At 70.9% G+C, this 20,582-nt stretch carries 14 protein-coding genes; 3 read left to right on the forward strand and 11 right to left on the reverse strand.

Features of this window, described 5'->3' with window-relative positions:
- Nucleotides 1-98 precede the first annotated feature (98 nt).
- Nucleotides 99-662 (forward strand): TetR/AcrR family transcriptional regulator, encoded by a 564-nt coding sequence (locus ACWC5C_RS35785; RefSeq protein ID WP_450882455.1) that lies wholly within the window; start codon nucleotides 99-101, stop codon nucleotides 660-662.
- Here ACWC5C_RS35785 and ACWC5C_RS35790 read toward each other — a convergent pair.
- The 5 genes from ACWC5C_RS35790 to ACWC5C_RS35810 all read right to left on the reverse strand — a co-directional run bounded on the left by ACWC5C_RS35790 (nucleotide 655) and on the right by ACWC5C_RS35810 (nucleotide 5,333).
- Nucleotides 655-891 (reverse strand): hypothetical protein, encoded by a 237-nt coding sequence (locus ACWC5C_RS35790; protein ID WP_450882457.1) that lies wholly within the window; start codon nucleotides 889-891, stop codon nucleotides 655-657. The two genes, ACWC5C_RS35785 and ACWC5C_RS35790, sit on opposite strands and share 8 nt — an antisense overlap.
- 35 nt (nucleotides 892-926) lie before the next feature.
- A complete protein-coding gene (locus ACWC5C_RS35795) occupies nucleotides 927-1,769 on the reverse strand; it encodes a carbohydrate ABC transporter permease (protein ID WP_450882459.1) in 843 nt (280 codons plus the stop codon).
- Between the two features lie 6 nt (nucleotides 1,770-1,775).
- On the reverse strand, nucleotides 1,776-2,774 hold the full coding sequence (locus ACWC5C_RS35800) for a carbohydrate ABC transporter permease (protein WP_450882461.1): 999 nt from the start codon (nucleotides 2,772-2,774) through the stop codon (nucleotides 1,776-1,778).
- Between the two features lie 101 nt (nucleotides 2,775-2,875).
- Complete coding sequence (locus tag ACWC5C_RS35805; RefSeq protein ID WP_450882463.1) at nucleotides 2,876-4,219, reverse strand: ABC transporter substrate-binding protein; 1,344 nt, start codon at nucleotides 4,217-4,219, stop codon at nucleotides 2,876-2,878.
- Between the two features lie 94 nt (nucleotides 4,220-4,313).
- The gene (locus tag ACWC5C_RS35810) at nucleotides 4,314-5,333 is read right to left on the reverse strand and encodes a LacI family DNA-binding transcriptional regulator (RefSeq protein WP_450882465.1); all 1,020 of its coding nucleotides are present in this window, start codon (nucleotides 5,331-5,333) and stop codon (nucleotides 4,314-4,316) included.
- A 181-nt stretch (nucleotides 5,334-5,514) separates the two neighbouring features.
- On the opposite strand from ACWC5C_RS35810, the gene ACWC5C_RS35815 reads away from it, so the two are divergent.
- Nucleotides 5,515-6,861: a mucin-1 gene (locus tag ACWC5C_RS35815; RefSeq protein ID WP_450882466.1), complete on the forward strand. Its 1,347-nt coding sequence runs from the start codon at nucleotides 5,515-5,517 to the stop codon at nucleotides 6,859-6,861.
- A 57-nt stretch (nucleotides 6,862-6,918) separates the two neighbouring features.
- Here ACWC5C_RS35815 and ACWC5C_RS35820 read toward each other — a convergent pair whose 3' ends face one another.
- Both ACWC5C_RS35820 and ACWC5C_RS35825 read right to left on the reverse strand, forming a co-directional pair.
- Nucleotides 6,919-9,243 (reverse strand): SpoIIE family protein phosphatase, encoded by a 2,325-nt coding sequence (locus tag ACWC5C_RS35820; RefSeq protein ID WP_450882467.1) that lies wholly within the window; start codon nucleotides 9,241-9,243, stop codon nucleotides 6,919-6,921.
- A complete protein-coding gene (locus ACWC5C_RS35825) occupies nucleotides 9,240-13,523 on the reverse strand; it encodes a HAMP domain-containing protein (protein ID WP_450882469.1) in 4,284 nt (1,427 codons plus the stop codon). The genes ACWC5C_RS35820 and ACWC5C_RS35825 overlap by 4 nt, the downstream gene beginning before the upstream one ends.
- A gap of 334 nt (nucleotides 13,524-13,857) precedes the next feature.
- Here ACWC5C_RS35825 and ACWC5C_RS35830 point away from each other — a divergent pair, with 334 nt between their 5' ends.
- The gene (locus ACWC5C_RS35830) at nucleotides 13,858-14,787 is read left to right on the forward strand and encodes an anti-sigma factor RsbA family regulatory protein (protein WP_450882471.1); all 930 of its coding nucleotides are present in this window, start codon (nucleotides 13,858-13,860) and stop codon (nucleotides 14,785-14,787) included.
- Nucleotides 14,788-14,802: 15 nt separating this feature from the next.
- Here the strand turns inward: ACWC5C_RS35830 and ACWC5C_RS35835 are convergent, their stop codons facing one another.
- The 4 genes from ACWC5C_RS35835 to ACWC5C_RS35850 form a co-directional block, all read right to left on the reverse strand.
- Nucleotides 14,803-15,963 (reverse strand): oxygenase MpaB family protein, encoded by a 1,161-nt coding sequence (locus tag ACWC5C_RS35835; RefSeq protein ID WP_450882473.1) that lies wholly within the window; start codon nucleotides 15,961-15,963, stop codon nucleotides 14,803-14,805.
- A 50-nt stretch (nucleotides 15,964-16,013) separates the two neighbouring features.
- On the reverse strand, nucleotides 16,014-17,078 hold the full coding sequence (locus ACWC5C_RS35840) for a polyprenyl synthetase family protein (RefSeq protein WP_450882475.1): 1,065 nt from the start codon (nucleotides 17,076-17,078) through the stop codon (nucleotides 16,014-16,016).
- Entirely contained in the window at nucleotides 17,068-17,346 is a 279-nt protein-coding gene (locus ACWC5C_RS35845) for a polyprenyl synthetase (RefSeq protein ID WP_450882477.1), read from the reverse strand. The genes ACWC5C_RS35840 and ACWC5C_RS35845 overlap by 11 nt, the downstream gene beginning before the upstream one ends.
- Before the next feature lie 149 nt (nucleotides 17,347-17,495).
- Nucleotides 17,496-20,513 carry a family 16 glycoside hydrolase gene (locus ACWC5C_RS35850; protein WP_450882479.1) on the reverse strand — a complete coding sequence of 1,006 codons (3,018 nt, stop codon included), beginning with the start codon at nucleotides 20,511-20,513 and terminating at the stop codon, nucleotides 17,496-17,498.
- Nucleotides 20,514-20,582 lie beyond the last annotated feature (69 nt).

Below are 20,582 nucleotides of genomic sequence, written 5' to 3' on the forward strand. Positions count from 1 at the left end.
TCGTGCTGCGGGATACGCTGATTCGGATCAGCGATCCACATAAACGGATCACTGATCCGAATATATGGACCACTGATCCGGATAGTCAAGAGGGACAGATGCGGGCCGACGCCAGGAAGAACCGCGACCACCTGCTCGCCGTAGCGGGCACCGCCATCACCGAGCAGGGCGCCGACGTGTCGCTGCGCGACATCGCGCGCAGGGCCGATGTCGGGCTCGCGACGCTGCTGCGGCACTTCCCGACGCGCGAGGCGTTGCTCGACGCCCTGCTCCGTACGAGCTTCGACGACCTGACGGCGAAGGCGGGCAGGCTGGAGACGTCCAGCTCACCCGAAGACGCTCTCGTGTCGTGGCTGCGCGACTGCGTCGCGTGGACAACCGAGTACCGGGGCGTGACCGTGCTGATGGCAGCCGCCATCGAGGACCCCGAATCCGCGCTCCACGCCTCGTGCGTCACCCTGCGCGCGGCCGGTGCCCGGCTCCTCACCCGCGCCCAGGCCGCGGGCGTGGCGCGGAGCGACATCGATGGCGACGATCTGTTCGCGCTGGTGGCCATGCTCGCCTGGCTCGGGGATCAACCCGCGCTCACGCCACGCGCCGATCGCCTCTTCGGCGTCGTCGTGAGCGCGGTCCTGGAGAACCCGGCGACCGCCGTCAGCTGACCCTCGCATCCGCCGGGTCGAGCAGGGCCCGGACGGCGCCCGGTTCGTGCAGGTTCAGGGGGCCGCCCCGGACGTATCCCACGTCCCCGGAGCCCAGCGGGAACCCGCCCGGGACGTACCGGCCCGGCCCCTCGGCGAAGACGATGCGCAGCGGGCCGCCGGTGCCGGCCGGTTGCGGGTACAGCGTGAGGATCTCGCGGCAGTCCGCGGCCCGGCCGCTGTCCAGCACGCGGTGGCTGTGGCGGAGCGTCCACAGGTCAGTGATCAGCCCTTGACGGCGGAGCTGGCGACGCCTTGGACGAACCAGCGCTGGAAGAAGGCGAAGACGATCAGGACGGGCAGGACGAGGAGGACACCGAAGGCGAGGATCTGGCCCCAGTCCGGGGGTTGCTGGCCTTGGAAGACGCTCATTTCCAGGGGGAGGGGGCGGACGGAGGGGTCGGAGACCATCAGGACCGGCCACAGGAAGGAGCCCCACTGGGTGAGGAAGGTGAGGATCGCGACCGAGGCGAACACCGGCTTCGACATCGGCACGATGACCGCGAAGAACGTGCGCCAGGGGCCCGCGCCGTCCAGCCGGGCCGCCTCCTCGATGCTCGGCGGGATCGAGCGGAAGAACGTGTGGAACTGGTAGATCGAGAAGGCGTTGGCGATGAACGGGACCGCCTGGATGGCGAGGGTGTCGCGCTGGTCGTTGAACATGTAGAAGAGCGGCACGGCCACCGACTCGAACGGGACGAGCATCAGCAGCAGCACGAGCGTGAAGACGGCCTCCCGGCCGCGCCACTTCAGCCGTGACATGCCGTACGCGGCCATCGAGTTGACGAAGAGGCCGCCGGTCACGACCACGAACGCGACGAGCAGCGAGATGCCCATGAAGCGCCAGAAGTAGCCGGTGCTGTCGGAGTTGAGGGCGTCCAGGACGGTCGCGTAGTTGTCGAAGGACAGGTGGGTGGGGAGGAAGCCGTTCAGGCCGTTCAGCACCTCGTCCGAGGGCTTGAGGCTGCCCAGGAGCAGGTACAGGACGGGCAGCACGAAGATGAACGCCAGGACACTGAGGACGGCGTAGTCGGCGAAACGGCGCAGGGGCGCGCGGGTCGTGGCCATCGTGGGTCAGTCCTCGGTGTCGGGCCGGACGACGCGGCGCTGGATGAGGGTCAGGGCGACGACGATCAGGAAGAAGACGACGGTGATCGCGGACGCCTGGCCGATGTTGTTCTGGTCGAAGGCGGTAGTGACGGCCTGGTACATGACCGTGCGGGTGGCGTCCTCGTCGAGGCCTCCGCCATGGATGAGGACGTAGACCTGGTCGAAGACCCGGAAGGACAGCACGGAGGTCAGCATGGCGACGAAGACGAGGGTGCCGCGGATGCCGGGCAGGGTGACATGGCGGAACTGCTGCCACCGGGTGGCCCGGTCGAGTTCGGCGGCCTCGTACAGCTCGCCGGGGATCTGCTGGAGCCCGGCGAGCAGGATGACCATCTGGAAGCCGACGCCCTGCCACACCGACAGCACGATGATCGAGGCCATCGCGGTGGCGGTGTCGCCGAGCCAGTCGAAGGCGCCCCAGTTGCCGAAACTCACCGTGTGCAGCGCGGAGTTGAGCAGGCCCTGGTCGCTGCGGGCGAGGATGAGCCGCCAGATCACGGCGACCAGGGTCATGGGGAAGACGACCGGCATGAAGAACAGCGATCGGAACAGACCGATCGCCTTCAGCTTGCGGTTGAGCAGGATGGCCAGGGCCAGCGCCAGACCCGTCTGGAGCGGTACGACGACCCCGGCGAAGGTGAGGTTGTTGAGCAGGGCCCGCAGGAACGGGCCGGACAGGTCCGGGTCGGTGAACAGACGCCGGTACTGCTCGATCCCGAAGAAGGTGGGCTCCATCGGGGAGCCGAGGCGCACGTTGTAGAAGGAGAGGACGACGGCGTAGCCGAACGGGACGCCGACGAAGGCGATGAGTCCGGCGACGGCGGGCGTGGACATGAGCAGTCCGTGCGCCCAGTCCCGGTTCTCGCGCACCGGCCGCGAGCGCTTCACGGAGTTCACGGGCGGGCTTTGCTCCCTCCTCGATGGCGCGGCGGGCGCGTCGGGCGCGGGTTCCACGGTCTTCACAGGGGTGTCCTGTTCCCGGCCGGGACGGGCCTGCCGCCGTACGCGTCCTGCGCGTCGTGAGCGGTCCCGTCCCGGCCGAAGCGTCCTACGGGATGACGGGACTACGGGATCTTGTAACCGGCGTTGTCGGAGAAGTCCCGGTCGATGGCGCGGGCGGCCTTCTCCAGGGCGCTCTTCGGGTCGGCGCCGCCGTAGATCGAGTTCAGGGCGTCGCTGAACTTGGCGGTGACCGTGGGGTATCCGGCGGTGACCGGGCGGGTCACGGCGACGCAGGACGTGGTGGCGTCGCTGTCGCCGCAGGGCTTGGCGAGCTGGTCGGCGAAGAGCTGGAGCGGGCCGCCCCGCTGGTACAGCTCACTCTTGGCCAGCGCGGACTTGGTGGCGGGCGGGGCGCCGTTGGCCTTCGTCATCGCGGTGACGTTGGTGTCGTTCAGCAGGGTGTCGAGGAAGGTCCCGGCCGCCTTGGCGTTCTTGGAGTTCGCGCCGATGCCCCAGGCCCACGAGCCCTGGCCGGTCTTGGGGCCGTTGCCGAAGTCGGGCAGCGGCAGCACGACGAGGTCGCTGCCGAGGGCCTTGCTGTAGGCGGGGTACATCCAGTGGCCGACCCAGCTCAGCGCGACGCGGCCCTTGGCGAAGGCGTTGCCGTCGGTGTTGGGGTCGGTGTACGGCTTCCAGGACTGGAGGGTCTTCATCGCCGACACCGCGGCGGGGGTGTCCAGGGCGCCCTCCGCCTTGCCGTCCTTCAGCAGGGAGCCGCCCGCCGACCAGACGATCGGCGCGAAACCGAAGGTGCCCCACTCGTTGGCGTAGCCGCTGTTCTCCTGGAGGTCGACGACCTTGCCGTCGGAGTCCTTGCCCTTGAGCGCCTTGAGCGCGGCCGTGAACTCGGCGGCGGTCCAGTTGTCGGACAGGCTCTTCGGGTACTTCACCCCGGCCGCGTCCAGCAGCTTCTTGTTGCCGTAGACGCCGAGCCCGGCGTCGTACATGCCCAGCCCGTAGTGGGTGCCGCCGATCTCGCCCTGTGCCTTGCCCGCGTCGGTGGCGTTGGACATCGTCTTCGCGGAAACGTAGGAGTCGATGGGGGCGAGCTTCTTGTTGTAGACGAAGTTCGCCATGGTCGGGCCGTCGAACTCCATCACGTCCGGAAGCTTGGAGGCGTCCGTGGCGGTGATGGTCTTGGTGTAGTCGTTGCCGGGTATGAGCTTCAGCTCGACCTTGATCTTGCGCTGGGAGGAGTTGAAGGACGTCACCGCGGCCCGCAGGGCGGTGTCCTCGTTCTTCTGCCCCTGGTGGGCCCAGACGCTGATGGTGCCCTTGCCGCTGCCCGCCTCCGCGGATACGTCGGCGCCGCTGCCGCCGCCGCAGGCGGCCAGCGCCGCGAGGGGCAGGACGAGGGCCACGCCCGTACAGGCGGTGCGGCGGTACCTTCTGTTGGTCGCGCTCATGGTTCGTGCCTCCGGTGCGGTGCGAGGGTCCGTGGTGCTCGGGTGCGTTCCGGCGTGGGGTTGTGGGACTTCGGGCCCGGCGGCGGAGCCGGGGTCACTGGGGTCCGCGCGGGCGCGGCGGGGCGGTGGTCTCGCGCAGGACGAGACGGATGGGCATCCGCACATGTCCGGGCTGCCCGGCGTCCGGCTCGTCGAGCTGCCGCAGCAGCAGCCGGGCGGCCTCGGCGCCCTGCCCGGCGACCGGCTGGGCCACGGTCGTCAGCCCGACCACGTCGGCGAGTTCGTGATCGTCGAAGCCGACGACGGACACGTCGTCCGGCACCGTCAGCCGGTGCCGCCGCAGGGCGCGCAGGGCGCCCATCGCCATCTCGTCGGACTGCGCGAACACGGCGGTCGGCGGCCGGGAGGCGGCGAGCAGTTCGGTCATGGCCCGCTCGCCGCCCTCGACGGTGTAGTCGCCGTCCGCCTCCAGCGCCGGGTCGTGCGCTATCCCGGCGTCGGCAAGCACGTCCAGGTACGCCTGACGGCGCGTGATGGGCGTGGTCCAGTGCTGCGGGCCGCTCGACCCGCTGATCATGCCGATCCGGCGGTGGCCGAGGTTCACCAGATGCCGGACGGCGCTCTCCGTCCCGGCCCGGTCGTCGATGCCGACCACGGTGAAGCCGGGCCGGGCGCCGCCGACCGTAGTGGCCAGCGGCACCCCGAGGAGACGCAGCGCGGCCGACTCCTCCTCGTCGGGGATGAGCAGCGACAACACGGCGTCAACCCGCTTGCGGACCGGCATCTTGGTGAAGAAGCGCTTGCGTGTCTCCGGCGAGCCCAGGTTGTACAGCAGGACGTCGTACCCGGCGGCGCTGAACACGTGCTCGGCCGCGTCCAGCACGGTGCCGAAGAACCAGCGGCCCACGTACGGCACCACCACCCCGATGGTGAAGGTGCGCCCGCTGGCCAGGCTGGACGCCGAACGGGACGCCGTATAGCCGAGCCGTGCGGCGACTGCCGTGATCTGCGCCGCGACCTCGCCGGAGACACCCGGCTGGCCGCGCAGCGCGCGGGACACGGTGGACGCCGAGACTCCGGCGGCGCGGGCGACATCGGTGATGCTGACGCTCACAGCGCTATTTCTCCCGTCTGTTTCACATCGGTGTGATCTGGGGGTGACGAGACCGTAAGCCCGGCCTCACTGTTGCGCAAGCGTTTGCGTTGAGTTTTACTTGGGCCGATTCTTAAGCGAGACCTTTGAACTCCATGGTCAGCGCACGCGTTTGAGCGCTGCGAGCCGACAGGAACTGCGCATGCGATACGCCCCGCCCGGCCTCTGCGTGAACGACTTCGCCCTGCTCCGCGACGACGACGGCACCTACGCGGTGCTGCACCTTCAGGGCCCGTGGACAAGCGAGTTCGACCACCTGAGGATGGAGACCTCGTACGGCCGGGCCACCTCCAGCGACCTGGTCGGCTGGCGGCCCGAGAGCACCGCCTTCGGCAATGGGCTGCCCGGACGCTTCGACCAGCAGGCGGTGTGGACCATGCATCCCGTCCGGCACGGCTCCGGCGGCGGAATGGCGATGTTCTACACGGGCGTGAGCGGACTGACGGAAGGCGGCTGGCCGCTCCAGTCCATCGGTCTCGCGTACTCCGACCGCACCGACGGCACCGGCTGGCGCCGCCACGGCACCGGGCCGGTCGTCGAGGCGGACTCCCGCTGGTACCGCACCGGTGAACGCATGGGATGGCGCGACCCGTTCGTCGTACGTGACGACGCGTCGGACGGCTGGGTCATGGTCGTCTGCGCCGCCGACGCGTCGCTGCCCGTCGAGGTCAGCGGCTGTGTCGCGTGGGCGACGTCGGACGACCTGGAGCACTGGACAGTCCACCCGCCGCTCATCTCACCCGGCGACGTGGACGAGTTGGAGTGCCCGGTCCTCGAACGCCTCGACGACGGAAGCTGGCTGCTGATCGGCTCGATCGGCGCGACCCGCGGGTTCGAGGCGTGGACCGCGCCCCGGCTGCGGGGACCGTGGACCCGCCGTGGTCCGCTCGGCCCGACCGGCTCCTACGCCCCGCGTGTCATCGCCGCCCCCGACGGCTCCCGCGTCGTCCTGCACACCACCCCCCGCCGGGTCGGCCTCACCGACTTCGGCGAACCCTGCCGCGGCATGCTGGCCCAGCCCAAGTCCCTTGTCACACAGGAAGGTTCGGCACCCCGCCTGGAGTGGTGGCCCGGCCTGGACGCCTGGCTGCTGGAGGAGACGACGGACCCGGCGCCGCACGCCGTCGGTGACATCGATGTCTCCGGGCGCGTGGAGATCACCCTGCGCACCGGCGAGGACGGCCCCGCCCTGGTCGTCGGCTGCGACGGCGAGAACCTCTGGATCACCGGCCCCGCAGGCGTACCGCTGGGCGAGACCGTCCTGACCGAACCCGCCACAACCCTGCGGATTCTCACCGTCGGCGAGTACGTCGAGGTCTACGCCGACGGCGTCTTCGTCCTGACCACCCTGTGCTACTCGGGCCACCCCGCCCCCTGGACGGCGGTCGCGGAAGGACGCACCCGCACCATCCCCGTCCGCCCCGTCCACCTCCCGGATCCCGGCCGCGACGACGCCTCCGCGGTGTGGCCCGGACCGGCGATGCACTGATCTAAGAAAACGCATCGGCATCGGCCTGGCCCTGCAGGACGCGCCGACGGCGTCGCCTCAGCCCACGTCGATACCGATGAGGCAGGTGTCGTCGTCGGTGTCGGAGCGCGCGTGCGTCAGCAGGACATCGAGGTGCTCGCCCAGTCCCCGGGTGGCGGCGCCGACGGTGGCCAGGAGCTGTTCGAGAGACTTCTCCACGGACCGGTCCCGGCGTTCGATCAGCCCGTCGGTGTACATCAGCAGCCGGTCGCCGGGCACCAGGCTGAGCCGTCTCTCCTCGTACTCCGCCTCGGCGACCGCGCCCAGCAGGATGCCGCCGGGCAGCGGCAGGGCGGCGGCGGTGCTCTCGTGGATCAGGACCGGTGGCGGATGGCCTGCCCGCGCCCACTCCAACACGCGGTTCTGCGGATCGTAGACGCCGCAGACCACGGTGGCCGTGACCTGTTCGGTGAGATGGTGGGTCACCGTGTTCAGCCAGCCCAGCAGTCGCGCCGGTCCCGCTCCCGTCACGGCGAGACCGCGCAGCGCGTTGCGCAGGACCACCATGCCCGTCGCCGCCTCGATGCCGTGTCCTGCCACATCGCCGACCGCCAGCAGCACCTTCTTGTGGGGCAGGACGACGGCGTCGTACCAGTCGCCACCCACCAGATGTCCCTCCTCGGCCGGGCGGTAGCGCACCGCCACATGCAGTCCCGCGATATCGACCGGGGCGTGGGACGAGGGCATGATGGCCCGCTGCAACTGGAGGGCGAGCCGGTTGCGTTCCTCGGCGTGCTGCTCGGTGTCGGCGAGCCGGTCCCGCGTGGCCGCGAGCGCCACCTCCGTCCAGTGCTGGCTGGAGAAGTCCTGGTAGGCCCCGCGCACCGCGAGCAGGTTCCCGGCCGGATCGGTCACCGGCTCCGCGACGACCCGGATATGGCGGACGACTCCGTCGGCCGGCTGGAGCCGGAACGCGGTCGAGGCGGAGTGCCGGTGGTGCAACAACGTGCGCAGGAAGCGGCCGATGGCCACGGAGTCATCGGGGTGGGCGTGGTTGTGCAGCCGCTCCACCGGCACGGGGGACGCGGTGGGCGGGAGGCCGAAGAGCGAGAACAGATGTGTGTTCCACAGGATCTCGCCGCTGACCGCGTCCTCCTGGAAGCCACCGATCCGGCCGAGCCGCTGGACGTGTTCGAGCAGCGCGGACATCCGTGCCGCCTCGTCCTCCAGCCGCCAGCTCAGCAGCACCGCGTCCCCGTGGCGGCCGATGCCCACGGTGATGAGCCCGGTCAGGGACACATCGTCGACCAGGACCCGCAGGGCGAGCCGTTCCGCGCGGAACGGCTCGCCCGTGGTGTGGACGCGCAGCACGTGTTCGTACAGACCGCCGTCGCAGGCCATCAGGGGGTACGCCGTCAGCAGCCGCATGCCCGTGATCATGGCGCGTGGCCGCCCGGCGGGGTCGGCGAAGCGCTCGTTGACGTAGGCGATGGCGAAGTCCGTCACCTGGTCCTGGTCGTCGAGCACCGGGCGCAGGATCAGCACCGGGTCGAGCAGCCCATCGGCGAGATCCCGCGCGGGACCGGCCGGGAGCGCCGGGTCCTCGGTGGTCCCGGTCGCCCTCTCCTCCGTACCGGGCAGGGCGTGGGCGCACAGCTCGGCCAGTGCGTTCAACTGACGGCTGACCGGGGCGGACAGCGGGGGCCGCGGATGGGGCCAGCACACCTCGAGCGCGCCGAGGACCCGGCCGCCCAGCTCGGCCGGGAGTACGGCACGGGCGCCGTCGGCGCCGTGGCGCCGCCCGATGGCGGCCGCGTCGGCGGGCATCGCCGCGCACCACTGCGTCCGCCGTTCGGTCACGGCGCGCTGGGCGGGCACCCCCAGGCCCGGCGGGACGAACCGCCACCGCTCGGCCTCGCCGGGCGGAAAGCCCGCGTGTCCGGCGAGGGCCAGCGCGCCGCCGGACACCACGGCCCACAGCGCCACCGCGCTCACACCGAGTGGGGCGAGCACCTGCTCGATCAGCGTGTCCACCACCGTCTGGGGGTCGCCGGTGAGCGAACTGGCCTCGGCCGCCCGCACCCGGAGGACGTCCGGCGGGCTGCGGTGTCCGCCGCCGGGTCCCCGCACCGCACCGGACAGGGCCCGGGCGACCGTGTCCCCGGCGGCTCCGTCGACCACGTCGGCGGCCAGCTCCAGAAGGGGCAGCCCGGCGGCCTCGGCCAGCTCCTCCAGATGGCGGGCGGCCCGCGTCGGACCGCCGTGGCCGCGTTCGACCAGGATGCCGGTGGCGATGCCGATCAGGGCTCGCGCGTCCGCGGCCTGCTGTGCCGTGGTGAGTTCGCCGCGCAGCCGCTCGACCGTGGCCGCCAGGGCGGCCAGACGCCGTTCGTGCCCGCTCACCGGTTCAGCCAGCGGCGCACGCAGGCCACCAGCTCATCGGCGTCCAGGGGCTTGGTGATGTAGTCGTTGGCCCCGGCGGCCAGCGTCTGTTCCCGGTCGCCCGCCATGGCCTTGGCGGTCACCGCGATGATCGGCAGGTCGGCGTACTCGGGCATGGCTCTGATGGCCGCGGTGGCGGCGTAGCCGTCCATCTCGGGCATCATGATGTCCATCAGCAGCAGCTCGACCATCGAGTGGCGGGACAGCATCTCCAGCCCCATGCGCCCGTTCTCGGCGTGCAGGACGCGCATGCCGTACAGCTCCAGGATGCCGGTGAGCGCGTAGACGTTACGGGCGTCGTCGTCCACGATCAGCACCCCCCGCCCGGCGAGGTCGCCGTCCGCGCCGCCGGTCGCGGGCACGGGCACGGGGACGTCCAGCACGGAGCGGGTGGACGGCGTCAACGGCGGGACATCGATGGGCCGGTCGGCCGTCAGATACAGGACGACGCGCTCGCGCAGCTCGTCCAGGGTCGGCAGCAGCTCCCACCGCTCGCCCTGGAAGCGGTCGGTGAGCCGTCGGTTCGACCGGGGGTCCGGCCGCCGGGTGTGGTGGGCCAGGACCGGCACCTGCCGGGCGGCCGGTACGCGGTCCAGCTCGTCGAGGAAGCGCAGGGCGGCCTCGTCGGGCATGTCGAGGCCGAGGACGACGCAGTGGCACGGCTCGTCGGCGAGCGCCGCCGCGGCCTCCCGTGGATCGGCCACGGTCCGCACCCGCACCGTGTCGGCGGCCGCTCCACCGGCCCCGATCTCGACCACGGCGCTCTCGACCAGGAGCGACAGCAGCCCGTGCGGCCGCTCCTCGACCACCAGCACCCGTCGCTGCTCCCGCACACCGGTGGCCTGCGACGCCGGGGAGCGCTCCGGCCCGTCCGCGCCCCGCGACACCAGGCCGGGGAGGGAGAACCTGCCGACGGGCAGGTAGAAGGTGAAGGTGCTGCCCTCGCCGAGCGTGCTGGCGGCGTGCACCGCCCCGCCCAGCAGCTGGGCGATCTCCCGGCTGATGGACAGGCCGAGCCCGGTGCCGCCGTACTTGCGGCTCGTGGTGCCGTCCGCCTGCTGGAACGCGGCGAAGATGGCTTCGAGCTGCTGCTCGGCGATGCCTATCCCGGTGTCCACCACCCGGAACGCGAGGGCGGGCCCCTGGCCGCGCACCTCCCGGGGCAGATCGGATTCCGCGGCGGGCGCGATGCGCAGCTCCACGGAGCCGGTTTCGGTGAACTTGACCGCGTTGGAGAGCAGATTGCGCAGCACCTGGCGCATCCGCGAGTCGTCCGTGACGAGTTCGGCGGGGACGGCGGGCGAGACGCTGATGCGGAAGTCGAGGCCCTTCTGGGCTGTCATCGGCCGGAACGTGGCCTCCACGTAGTCGAGCAGCCGCCGCAGCGGCACCCGCTCGGGCTCGACGTCCATCTTCCCGGCCTCGACCTTGGACAGATCCAGGATGTCGTCGATCAGCTGCAGCAGATCGGAGCCCGCCGAGTGGATGACGCCCGCGTACTCCACCTGTTTGGCGGTGAGGTTCCGGGCCGGGTTCTGCGCCAGGAGCTGGGCGAGGATCAGCAGGCTGTTGAGCGGAGTGCGCAGCTCATGGCTCATATTGGCCAGGAACTCCGACTTGTACTTGGAGGCCAGGGTGAGCTGCCGGGCCCGTTCCTCCAGCTCCTGGCGCGCCTGCTCGATCTCCCGGGTCTTGGTCTCGATGTCGCGGTTCTGCGCGGCCAGCAGGGCGGCCTTGTCCTCCAGTTCGGCGTTGGAGTTCTGCAGTTCGTCCTGGCGTACCTGCAACTCCTGGGTGCGCGCCCGGAGTTCGGCGGTCAGCCGCTGGGACTCCTCCAGCAGCTCATCGGTCCTGGCGTTGGCCACGATGGTGTTGACGTTGACGCCGACGGTCTCCATGAGCTGGTCCAGGAAGTCCCGGTGGACCTGGGTGAACCGGCTGACCGAGGCCACCTCGATGACGCCGAGGATCTGCTCCTCGACCACGATGGGCAGGACGAGGAGGCTGGACGCCTCGGCCGCGCCGAGCCCCGAGGAGACGGTGACGTAGCCGGGCGGAAGCTGCTCGATGGCGATGGTGCGGCGGCTGCGGGCCGCCTGCCCGACCAGCGACTCACCGAGCCGGAACCGCACCGGCCGGTCCCCGGCGTCCGCGACGGGCAGTCCGTACGAGCCGAGCAGCCGCAGTTCCACCCCGCCCGGGGCGTCGTGGGCGAGGTAGAAGCCACCGTACTGGGCGCCGACCAGCGGGGTCAGCCGGTCCATGACCAGGTCGGCGACGACCGTCAGATCGCGCTGGCCCTGCATCAGCCCGGAGATGAGGGCGAGGTTGGTCTTGAGCCAGTCCTGCTCCTGGTTGGTCCGGGTGGTCTCGCGCAGGGACTCCACCATGGCGTTGATGTTGTCCTTGAGTTCGGCGACCTCGCCGGAGGCGTCCACCGTGATGGAGCGCGTCATATCGCCCTCGGCCACGGCGCTGGTGACCCCGGCGATGGCCCGGACCTGACGGGTCAGGTTTCCGGCCAGCTCGTTGACGTTCTCGGTCAGCCGCTTCCAGGTCCCGGAGACGCCCTCGACCTCGGCCTGGCCACCGAGCCGCCCTTCGCTGCCCACCTCGCGGGCCACGCGGGTGACTTCGGCGGCGAACGAGGACAGCTGGTCCACCATCGTGTTGATCGTGGTCTTCAGCTCCAGGATCTCGCCCCGCGCGTCCACATCGATCTTGCGCGTGAGATCGCCCTGCGCCACCGCGGTGGTGACCTGGGCGATGTTGCGGACCTGGTTGGTCAGGTTGTTCGCCATGGAGTTGACGTTGTCGGTGAGGTCCTTCCAGGTGCCCGCCACATGGGGCACCTGCGCCTGACCGCCGAGGATCCCCTCGGTGCCGACCTCGCGAGCCACCCGCGTCACCTCGTCCGCGAACGCCGACAGGGTGGTCACCATGGTGTTGATGACCCCGGCGAGCGCGGCCACCTCCCCCTTGGCCTCGACGGTGATCTTCTGCGAGAGGTCGCCGCGGGCCACCGCCGTCGCCACCTGGGCGATGGACCGCACCTGACTGGTGAGGTTGGACGCCATGACGTTGACGTTGTCGGTCAGGTCCTTCCAGGTGCCCGAGACGCCCCGGACGGTGGCCTGGCCGCCGAGGTTGCCCTCGGTGCCGACCTCGCGGGCCACCCGCGTCACCTCGTCGGCGAAGGCGGACAGCTGATCGACCATCGTGTTGATGGTCTCCTTCAGCTCCAGGATCTCGCCCCGCGCGTCCACCCGGATCTTCTGCGACAGATCGCCCTGCGCCACGGCGGTGGTGACCTCGGCGATGGACCGCACCTGGGCGGTGAGGTTGTCGCCCATCACATTGACCGACTCGGTGAGGTCCTTCCAGGTGCCCGAGACGCCCTGGACATCGGCCTGGCCGCCGAGGCGGCCCTCGGTGCCGACGTCCCGGGCCACGCGGGTGACTTCGGCGGCGAACGAGGACAGCTGGTCCACCATCGTGTTGATCGTGGTCTTCAGCTCCAGGATCTCGCCCCGCGCATCGACGTCGATCTTGCGCGTGAGATCGCCCTGTGCCACCGCGGTGGCCACGCGCGCGATCGACCGCACCTGGGCGGTGAGGTTGCCCGCCATGGAGTTGACCGAGTCGGTCAGGTCGCGCCAGGTGCCGCCGACGCCCGGCACCTGGGCCTGGCCGCCCAGGATGCCCTCGGTGCCGACCTCGCGGGCCACCCGCGTGACCTCGGCCGCGAACGAGGACAGTTCGTCCACCATCGTGTTGATGGTGTTCTTCAGCTCGTGGATCTCGCCCCGGGCCACGACCGTGATCTTCTGCGAGAGATCGCCCTTGGCCACCGCCGTGGCGACCTGGGCGATGTCGCGCACCTGCGTGGTCAGATTGCCCGCCATGGCGTTGACCGAGTCGGTGAGGTCCTTCCAGGTGCCGTCCACCCCGGGCACCGCGGCCTGACCGCCGAGACGGCCCTCGGTGCCCACTTCCCGGGCGACCCGGGTCACCTCGGAGGTGAACAGCGACAGTTGGTCGACCATGCCGTTGAAGACCGTGGCGATCTCCCCCAGGAGGCCGTCCCGGTCGGTCGGCAGATGGGTGCCGAAGTCGCCGTCCCTGACCGCCGTGAGGCCCACCAGCAGCTGCCGTAACTCCGGCTCCGCGACCGTGCCGACGCCACGGCTCTTGGGCGCGCGCGCCGCGGTGCGCTGCCCCGTGCCAGAACTCGCCACCATGGTTCTCCGCCCCTCGAGTAGCGGTCCCGCCCACCGGGTGCCCCTCAGGGACCGGTGAGCCTTCGGCCCGGGAGTGATCAGACGCTCCGATGCGTCATACTGCCACATTTGCCATGCGGCAACTATTGTCCTTGTTGTGCGGAGAACGGGCTCGCGTCAGCTGGCCGGATTCCACTCCGCGGCCCGGTGCCCGCCCCCTCGGAGCCGCGTACGGTCGCGCCGGGCCCCCTTGGGTAGGGTGGTCCGGACCTCCGGCCGCTCACTGGGCGATTCGTCCGGAGTCGTCCGGGGCCGGATCCGGGCCCTGTCCGTCCGTGATCGGGGTGAGGCCGTGGTGAGCGCCGAAGCCGTCGCCGATCCCTTCGTCCACCCGGCCCTCTTCTACCGGGACGACGAGGACTATCTCGCGGGCACCCTGCCGTTCGTACGCGACGGGCTGCGCGCCGCCGAGCCGGTCGCGGTGGCCGTGCCCGGCGCCAACCTCCGGCTGCTGCGGGCGGCGCTGGGGCGGGACGGCGAGCGCGTGCGGTTCCTCGACATGGCCGAGGCCGGGCGCAACCCCGGGCGGATCATCCCCGCCGTGCTGCGGGACTTCGCGGACCGGCATCCCGGCGGCCGGGTACGGATCATCGGCGAACCCATCTGGGCCGGGCGCACCGAGGCCGAGTACGGCCCGTGCGTCCAGCACGAGGCGCTGATCAACCTGGCCTTCCTCGGCCGCGCGGTCACCATCCTGTGCCCGTACGACACGGGCGGGCTGGACGCCGACGCGCTCGGCGACGCGTGGCTGACCCATCCGGTGGTCATCGAGGACGGCCGGGAGCGCCCCAGCCACGGCTACGCGCCCCAGCAGGCCATCGCGGCGCACAACGAGCCGCTGCCCCCGCCCGCCGGGATCGCCGTCTTCTCCTTCGACGCGGACCGGCTGCCCGTCGCCCGCGACTTCGCGGTCGCGGCCGGTGAGCGGTTCGGCCTCACCGGGCAGCGGCTGGGCGATCTGGCCCTGGCCGTCGCCGAGTTGACCACCAACAGCGTGGTGCACGGCGACGGCCACGGCACGGTACGGGTCTGGGCGCGGGCCGGGCAGGTGCTGTGCCAGGTCGAGGACGGCGGCCGCCTGAGCGACCCGCTGGCCGGGCGGCGCCCGGCCGCGCCCGGTCAGCTCGGCGGCCGGGGCCTGCTCATGGTGCACCAGGTCGCCGATCTGGTCCGGGTGCACACCGGCCCGGACGGCACCGCCATCCGGTTCCACCTCGGCCGGTAGGCCCCGGCTCGGTCGTCAGGAGACGGTGGCGGCTGGCGGGGCCCACCGGTGGGTGCGGGGTACCGCGCTGGAGACCCCGTAGTCCTTCTTGAGCTGTTCGGGGATCGCGTAGTGCATGACGCGTCCACGGGTGAGGGAGGACAGCTCGAAGACGGCGGTGAGATGGCCGAGGCGGTCCAGGGCCCAGGCGCCGAGCGGGGAGCGGTCCTCGATGCTCTCCAGGACGCCGAGCAGATGGGGCACGGCCTTGGTGACGGTGTCCCACGGTGTGCGCGGCACCTGGAGCCAGTCGGCGCAGGTGTCGCCGATGAGGTAGCGGATGAGGGCGGAGACGATCGGGTCGAAGAAGGTGCCGGGCACCACCTCCTCGTACAGGTCGATCAGCTGCCGGGTCAGGGTCGTGCCCGCCTCGGACGGCCCCATGTGGCGGACCATGTACAGGTCGAGGAACTGGCGGGCCTCGTCCAGGGTCTTGGGGACGGCGTCCTCGGCGACGCCGAGCATCGCGCCGACGACCCGCCACGCGTAGTAGTAGGCCTCCGCGCCTTCCTGGGACATGTGGATGCCGAGGCGGTGCAGGCTGTCCAGGACGAGCATCGAGAAGAACATCTGCCCACCGATCATGTCTTCCTGACAGATCGGCGTCCCGTCGGCGTCGGTGTCCCAGCGGTTCTCGCTCTTGAGGTGGTGGCGGATGGAGGCGTGCAGGAGGCGGACCTTCTGGGCCGCGGGGATGAAGCGGCTGCCCGCCTCGAAGGCGTCGGGCTGCATGAGGTAGACGGTGAACTGGCCGGTCTCCGCCATCCGCTTGGAGGGGTACTTCAGCCCGTGGGTGGTCGACAGCAGTTTCGCGACGGGCGGGACGAGATAGCAGGCGGGCATGGAGGCGAAGGACAGGGCGGTGGTGATGTGGACGTTGTTGTCGATGAAGAACAGCCGGGCCTTCTCCATCTCCGACCAGTCCACCCAGGACGGCGGGGCGCTGGTGGCCTCCAGGTACTCGCGCGCCACGTCGGGCAGCCCGTCCGGGAGGGGCGCGCCCGCGGTGGAGACGTAGCGCATCAGCGTGTTGAACTTGCCGACCTCGCCCCGTTCGAAGAGGGCGGCGACGGTGGCGTCGGCGAGTTCGTCACCGGCCTGCCGCAGGGCGTCCATCGATGCCTCGGTGTAGGTCATGGCAGGGCTCCTTGTCTTACGGATTCGTCGGGGATCGTCCGGGAACGTCTTCACGACAGGCGGACCGCCGCCGAATGCGCCAGCGCGGTCAGGGCGGCGGTGGCGTGCGCCGGTACGTCCAGCCCGTGGAGGGCGTCCAGCGCCTCCTCGACACGCCCCCTGATCATGTCCTCGATACGGTCGGGCGCCCTCAGACGGCGCATCACCTCGCGCACCGCGTCCAGGCCGTCCCCGTCCAGATCGCTCCGGCCCAACAGACCACGCAGCAGCCCCCGTTCGGCGTCGTCGGCGAGGCGCCACGTCTCCGCCAGCAGCGCCGTGGGCCGCTGGCCGCGCACATCGTCGGCGTTGACCTTGCCGGTGCGCTCCGGGTCCCCGAACAGGCCGAGCAGGTCGTCCCGCAGCTGGAACGCCTCGCCCAGCGGCAGCCCGTACGCGGAGTAGCCCTCGCGCAGCCGCGCGCCCGCCCCGGCCAGCGCGCCACCGATCAGCAGGGGATGCTCGACGGTGTACTTGGCCGCCTTGTAGCGGATCACCTTCAGCGACGCCTCGGTGTCGGCGCCGTCCGGACCGGCTCCGGTGCGCAGGATCTCCAGGCACTCGCCCGCGATCAGCTCACGGGCCATCACCGTCCATAACGGGCGGGCCCGGACGGTGTACGCGGCGGGCAGACCGCTGGTGGCGAACAGCTGCCCGGCCAGCGCCATCAGCAGATCCCCGACCAGCATGGCCAGCGACCGCGCTGCGGTGTCGTCGTCCGGGCGGTGCCCCACGGCGTCGCGCAGTGCGATGTGGACCGTGGGCCGCCCGTGCCGCAGGGGGCTGTCGTCGATGAGGTCGTCGTGCACGACCGCTGCCGCGTGCACCAGCTCCATGGAGGCGGCCGCCCGTACCAGCGCGTCGCTGTCGGGCTGTCCGACCGAACGCCATCCCCAGTAGCAGAAGGCCGCCCGCAGCCGCTTGCCGCCCGCGACCGCCGCCTCCAGCGCCTCGGCCACCGCGCTCAGGCTCGGGTCGATGGCGGCGAACTCGTCGGCCTCCTGGGCGACGAAGCCGCGCAGCACCTCATCGACGCGGTCCTTGTAGGCGCCCGGTTCCCACGGGTCACACGTCATCGGTGGCCCTCCGGGACCGCGCGTGGCGGGCAAGGACCTCCAGGTGGGCCGGGGGCATGGCCGTGTACCGGTCCAGCGCCAGGCGCCCCCGCGCCATCAGGTCATGCTCGGCCTCCGCCGCCAGCTCCCCGGTGTCCGAGCGGCGCAGCAGCCCTCGTACCGTCCCCAGGGCCGAACCCAGCGTGCTCACCGCCAGATCGGCCAGCCCCGCGGCCAGCACCAGCGCCTGGCTGTCCCGGCCCCCGTTTCGTCCCGACTCTTGACTCATGCGATCTCCCCCACCGTTGCGCGTCCGGGCGGCGGCCACACACCGCCGTGCAGAGCCTCGCGCCACCGTGGACACGAACGGGGGAGGAAATCACGATCGAGTGACCCCTTCGCCAGTCTGTGCTGGTCAGTTGGGGTCTTTCATGGCCGTCAGTCCAGCGGTTCGATCCAGAGGTTCCGGAAGCGGACCTTGTTGCCGTGGTCCTGGAGCCGGATCGCGCCCGCCGCGGCCGATTCGGGGTCGCCGCCGCCGGTCGGGCCGTCCACCGCCACGTTGTCGTGGACCTTCTTCCCGTTCCACACGACGGTGATCCTGGCGTCGCCGGTCTTCCGGCCCTCGGTGTCGAAGCGGGCCGCGCGGAAGTCGATGTCGTACGTCTGCCAGGTTTCCGGCGCGGTGGCGGCGTTCAGGTCGGCGGCCTTCTTGTTGTAGATGGACGCGGCCTCGTCCTGGGCGAGTTTCTCCACGCCGAAGGAGTCCAGGATCTGGATCTCGTACCGCTCCTGGAGGTAGACGCCGCTGTTCCCACGGTCCTGCCCGGTGACGTCGTCCGGCAGTTTCGGCACCCGGAACTCGGCGTGCAGCCGGAAGTCGCGATAGGCCTGTTTGGTGCGGATGTCGCCGCAGCACACCTCGATGGAGTCCTCGGCGGTGTGCGGCCATTGGACGCCTCGGCCGTCGGTGTGCTGCCAGGCGGTGGAGGCGCTGCCGCCGGAGAACAGGTCGACGCGGCTGCCGGGTTTCCGTACCTCGATCATGTCGAGGTTGACGTGGCCGGTGTCCTCGGGCCGATGGGTGTAGGTGATGGTGTTGCGGCCCTTGCGTAGGGTGAGCCGCTCGGTCGTGGTGGACCAGCGGTTCCAGGCCCCGGTGGAAGGGAGGCTGGTCTGCCGCGCCTGCCCGCCGTCCACACTGACGCCGATCGTCTTGGTACCGGTGAAGGGGTTGGTGCCGTTGGCGTAGCGCAGTGCCACGTCGTAGCCGCCCTTCGCGGGTGCGTCGACCTCGAAGGTGGCGGTGGCGCCCGGGGTTCCGAAGCCGTCGACGAAGCCACCGCCGGTGTAACCGGCGTGCTCGGTGTCGATGTCCGCCCCGCCGGACAGCCGCGCCGACTCGGCGTCGTACGAGGTGACGGGCTGCTCGGGACCCGGGCGCGCGTTGAGGGTGTACCAGGCCTCGGTGGACCAGAGCTGCTCACCCTGGGCCGAGGAGAACGGGCGCGGTGAGCGCAGGTGCACCACCCGGTCGGTCTTCAGGCCGGGGATGGTGAGCCGGACCCGGCGCCGGTCGTCGGAGAGCCGTGCGGCCGTGACGGGGAGGGTCTCCTCGTCTACCTTGGGGCCGCCGTACGCCGGGGTGGGGACGTAGCGCCACTGCTCGACGGAGTAGGCGCCGCTCGTCAGCTTGGCGGCGGTCTCCTCCGACAGGGGCTTGGTGTAGGTGAGTTCGAAGCCGTCGCGGGTGGCGCGCATGGTCTTGATGTCGAAGGCGCTCTTGCCGTTCGGCGTGAGTTTCTGCAGGCCGAAGCGGAGTTTGCCTTCCTGGCCCCAGTTTCCGTCGGCGCCGAGGCCGCCCGCGTAGATCGCGCCGTCCGGCCCGGTGGAGATGCGGCTGATGCCCGCCTCCAGGCCCTGGGTGTGCCGGAACACCGCGCCCTGGTATTCGCCGTCCACCTTCTCCAGGTCGGCCCGCTGGAGTCCGCCGTAGGTGACGTCGCCGAAGAGCATCTGCCCGGCGAAGGGGCCCTTCTTCAGCAGCATCGGTGTGCTGGGCGAGTTGGCTATCTCGTTCTGCGGCAGCCAGAGCACCGGCTTGGTGACCGCGCGGTCGTCGAACGGGCCGTCCGGGTTGGTGTGGTGGTTGAAGAACCGGTCCTTCTTGATGTGGACGAGCTTGGAGGCGGGCAGCCAGCCGCCCTGGTTGTCGGTGACGAACAGCTCGCCCTCCGGGCCCCGTCCGATGCCGTTCGGGGTGCGGAGGCCGCCTGCCAGGTAGCTGACCTTTCCGGTCTTCTTGTTCACCTTGATGGTGGTGCCGCGGTTCTGGGCGGGCTGCGGATCGGTCGTCGCACCGCCCTGGTTGATGGCGACGGACAGGTTGAGATAGAAGTTTCCGCGCTCGTAGAGCAGTCCGAAGGCGAACTCGTGGAAGTTTCCGCCGTACGGCCACTCGGCGACCTTGCGGATCTCGTCCGGGGTGTTGCCGCCCTCGGTGTCGGACAACTCGGTGAGCTGGTGCTTCTCCGAGACGTACAGCTTTCCGCCGACGTACTTGATCCCCATCGGCTCTCTCAGGCCGTCGGCGATCTTCTGGTACGTGACCTTCTCGGGTCCGGTGTCGCCCGTGACGTGGTCGAGGACGTACACCTCCCCCTGGGTCTTGGCACTGCCGCCCCACGTGGTCACGGCGAGGCGGCCGTCCGGCAGCCAGTCCATCGCGGAGACCTGCGGCTCGAAGCCCTCGGGGCGCAGATCGGTGAGGGTGTAGCCGGGGTTGACCGAGGTCAGCGGGAGGCCGTCGCCGGGGGTGTCGTAGCTTCCCTCGCACTCCTTGCGGCCGGGCGCGGTGACCCGGACGACACCGGCGTCGGTGCTGAGCACGGAGTTCGGGACGAGGGTGAACTCGGCGGCGCCCGGCGGCTTCCACTGGAGGGTGACCTGCTGCTCGCCACCGCGGTCGAAGTGGTCGATCCGCAGGGGGTGGTAGCCGGGGGTGAGGGTGATCTCGCCGTCCTTGGGCTCGGCGGCGTGCAGCCCGTCGTGGTCGATGACCCTCTTGCCGCCGATGAGCAGCCGGGAGCCGTCGTCGCTGATCAGGCGGAAGGCGTAGGCGCCATCGGCGGGGACGTTGATATTGCCGATGATCTGCGACATGAAGTTGTCGCTGAAGCCGAAGCCCTCCGTGGAGGACCAGTCGGCGGTGGGGATCAGCTTGTCGACGTTGGGCGTCTGGGCCGGTTTGAGGTCGCACAGCTTGCTCAGCGGGGACTGGACATCGAAGACGCGGAGGGTGACGCCGGGTTCCTGGGGCGGCAGGTCCGCTGACGGCTTCTCGTCCGCCCCGGCCGCCGGTGTCGCGAGACCGGCGGCCATCAGGGCCGCGAGGAGCAGGCCGGGGAGTCTTCGTGGTCTACGGCGATGGCTACGGAGGCACTTGCGTGACGTCACTCTTCCTCCTGCTGGGCGCGAGGCGGCGCGACCTGCGGTGGACCGCGGTCGCGGAGTGGAGTTCGTCCA

The organism is Streptomyces sp. NPDC001700, from assembly GCF_053596435.1.

Coding starts and splice junctions, on each gene's coding strand:
- ACWC5C_RS35785 (WP_450882455.1), top strand. CDS start 99: ATGCGGGCCGACGCCAGGAAGAACCGCGACCACCTGCTCGCCGTAGCG.
- ACWC5C_RS35795 (WP_450882459.1), bottom strand. CDS start 1,769: ATGGCCACGACCCGCGCGCCCCTGCGCCGTTTCGCCGACTACGCCGTC.
- ACWC5C_RS35805 (WP_450882463.1), bottom strand. CDS start 4,219: ATGAGCGCGACCAACAGAAGGTACCGCCGCACCGCCTGTACGGGCGTG.
- ACWC5C_RS35815 (WP_450882466.1), top strand. CDS start 5,515: ATGCGATACGCCCCGCCCGGCCTCTGCGTGAACGACTTCGCCCTGCTC.
- ACWC5C_RS35825 (WP_450882469.1), bottom strand. CDS start 13,523: ATGGTGGCGAGTTCTGGCACGGGGCAGCGCACCGCGGCGCGCGCGCCC.
- ACWC5C_RS35835 (WP_450882473.1), bottom strand. CDS start 15,963: ATGACCTACACCGAGGCATCGATGGACGCCCTGCGGCAGGCCGGTGAC.
- ACWC5C_RS35840 (WP_450882475.1), bottom strand. CDS start 17,078: ATGACGTGTGACCCGTGGGAACCGGGCGCCTACAAGGACCGCGTCGAT.
- ACWC5C_RS35845 (WP_450882477.1), bottom strand. CDS start 17,346: ATGAGTCAAGAGTCGGGACGAAACGGGGGCCGGGACAGCCAGGCGCTG.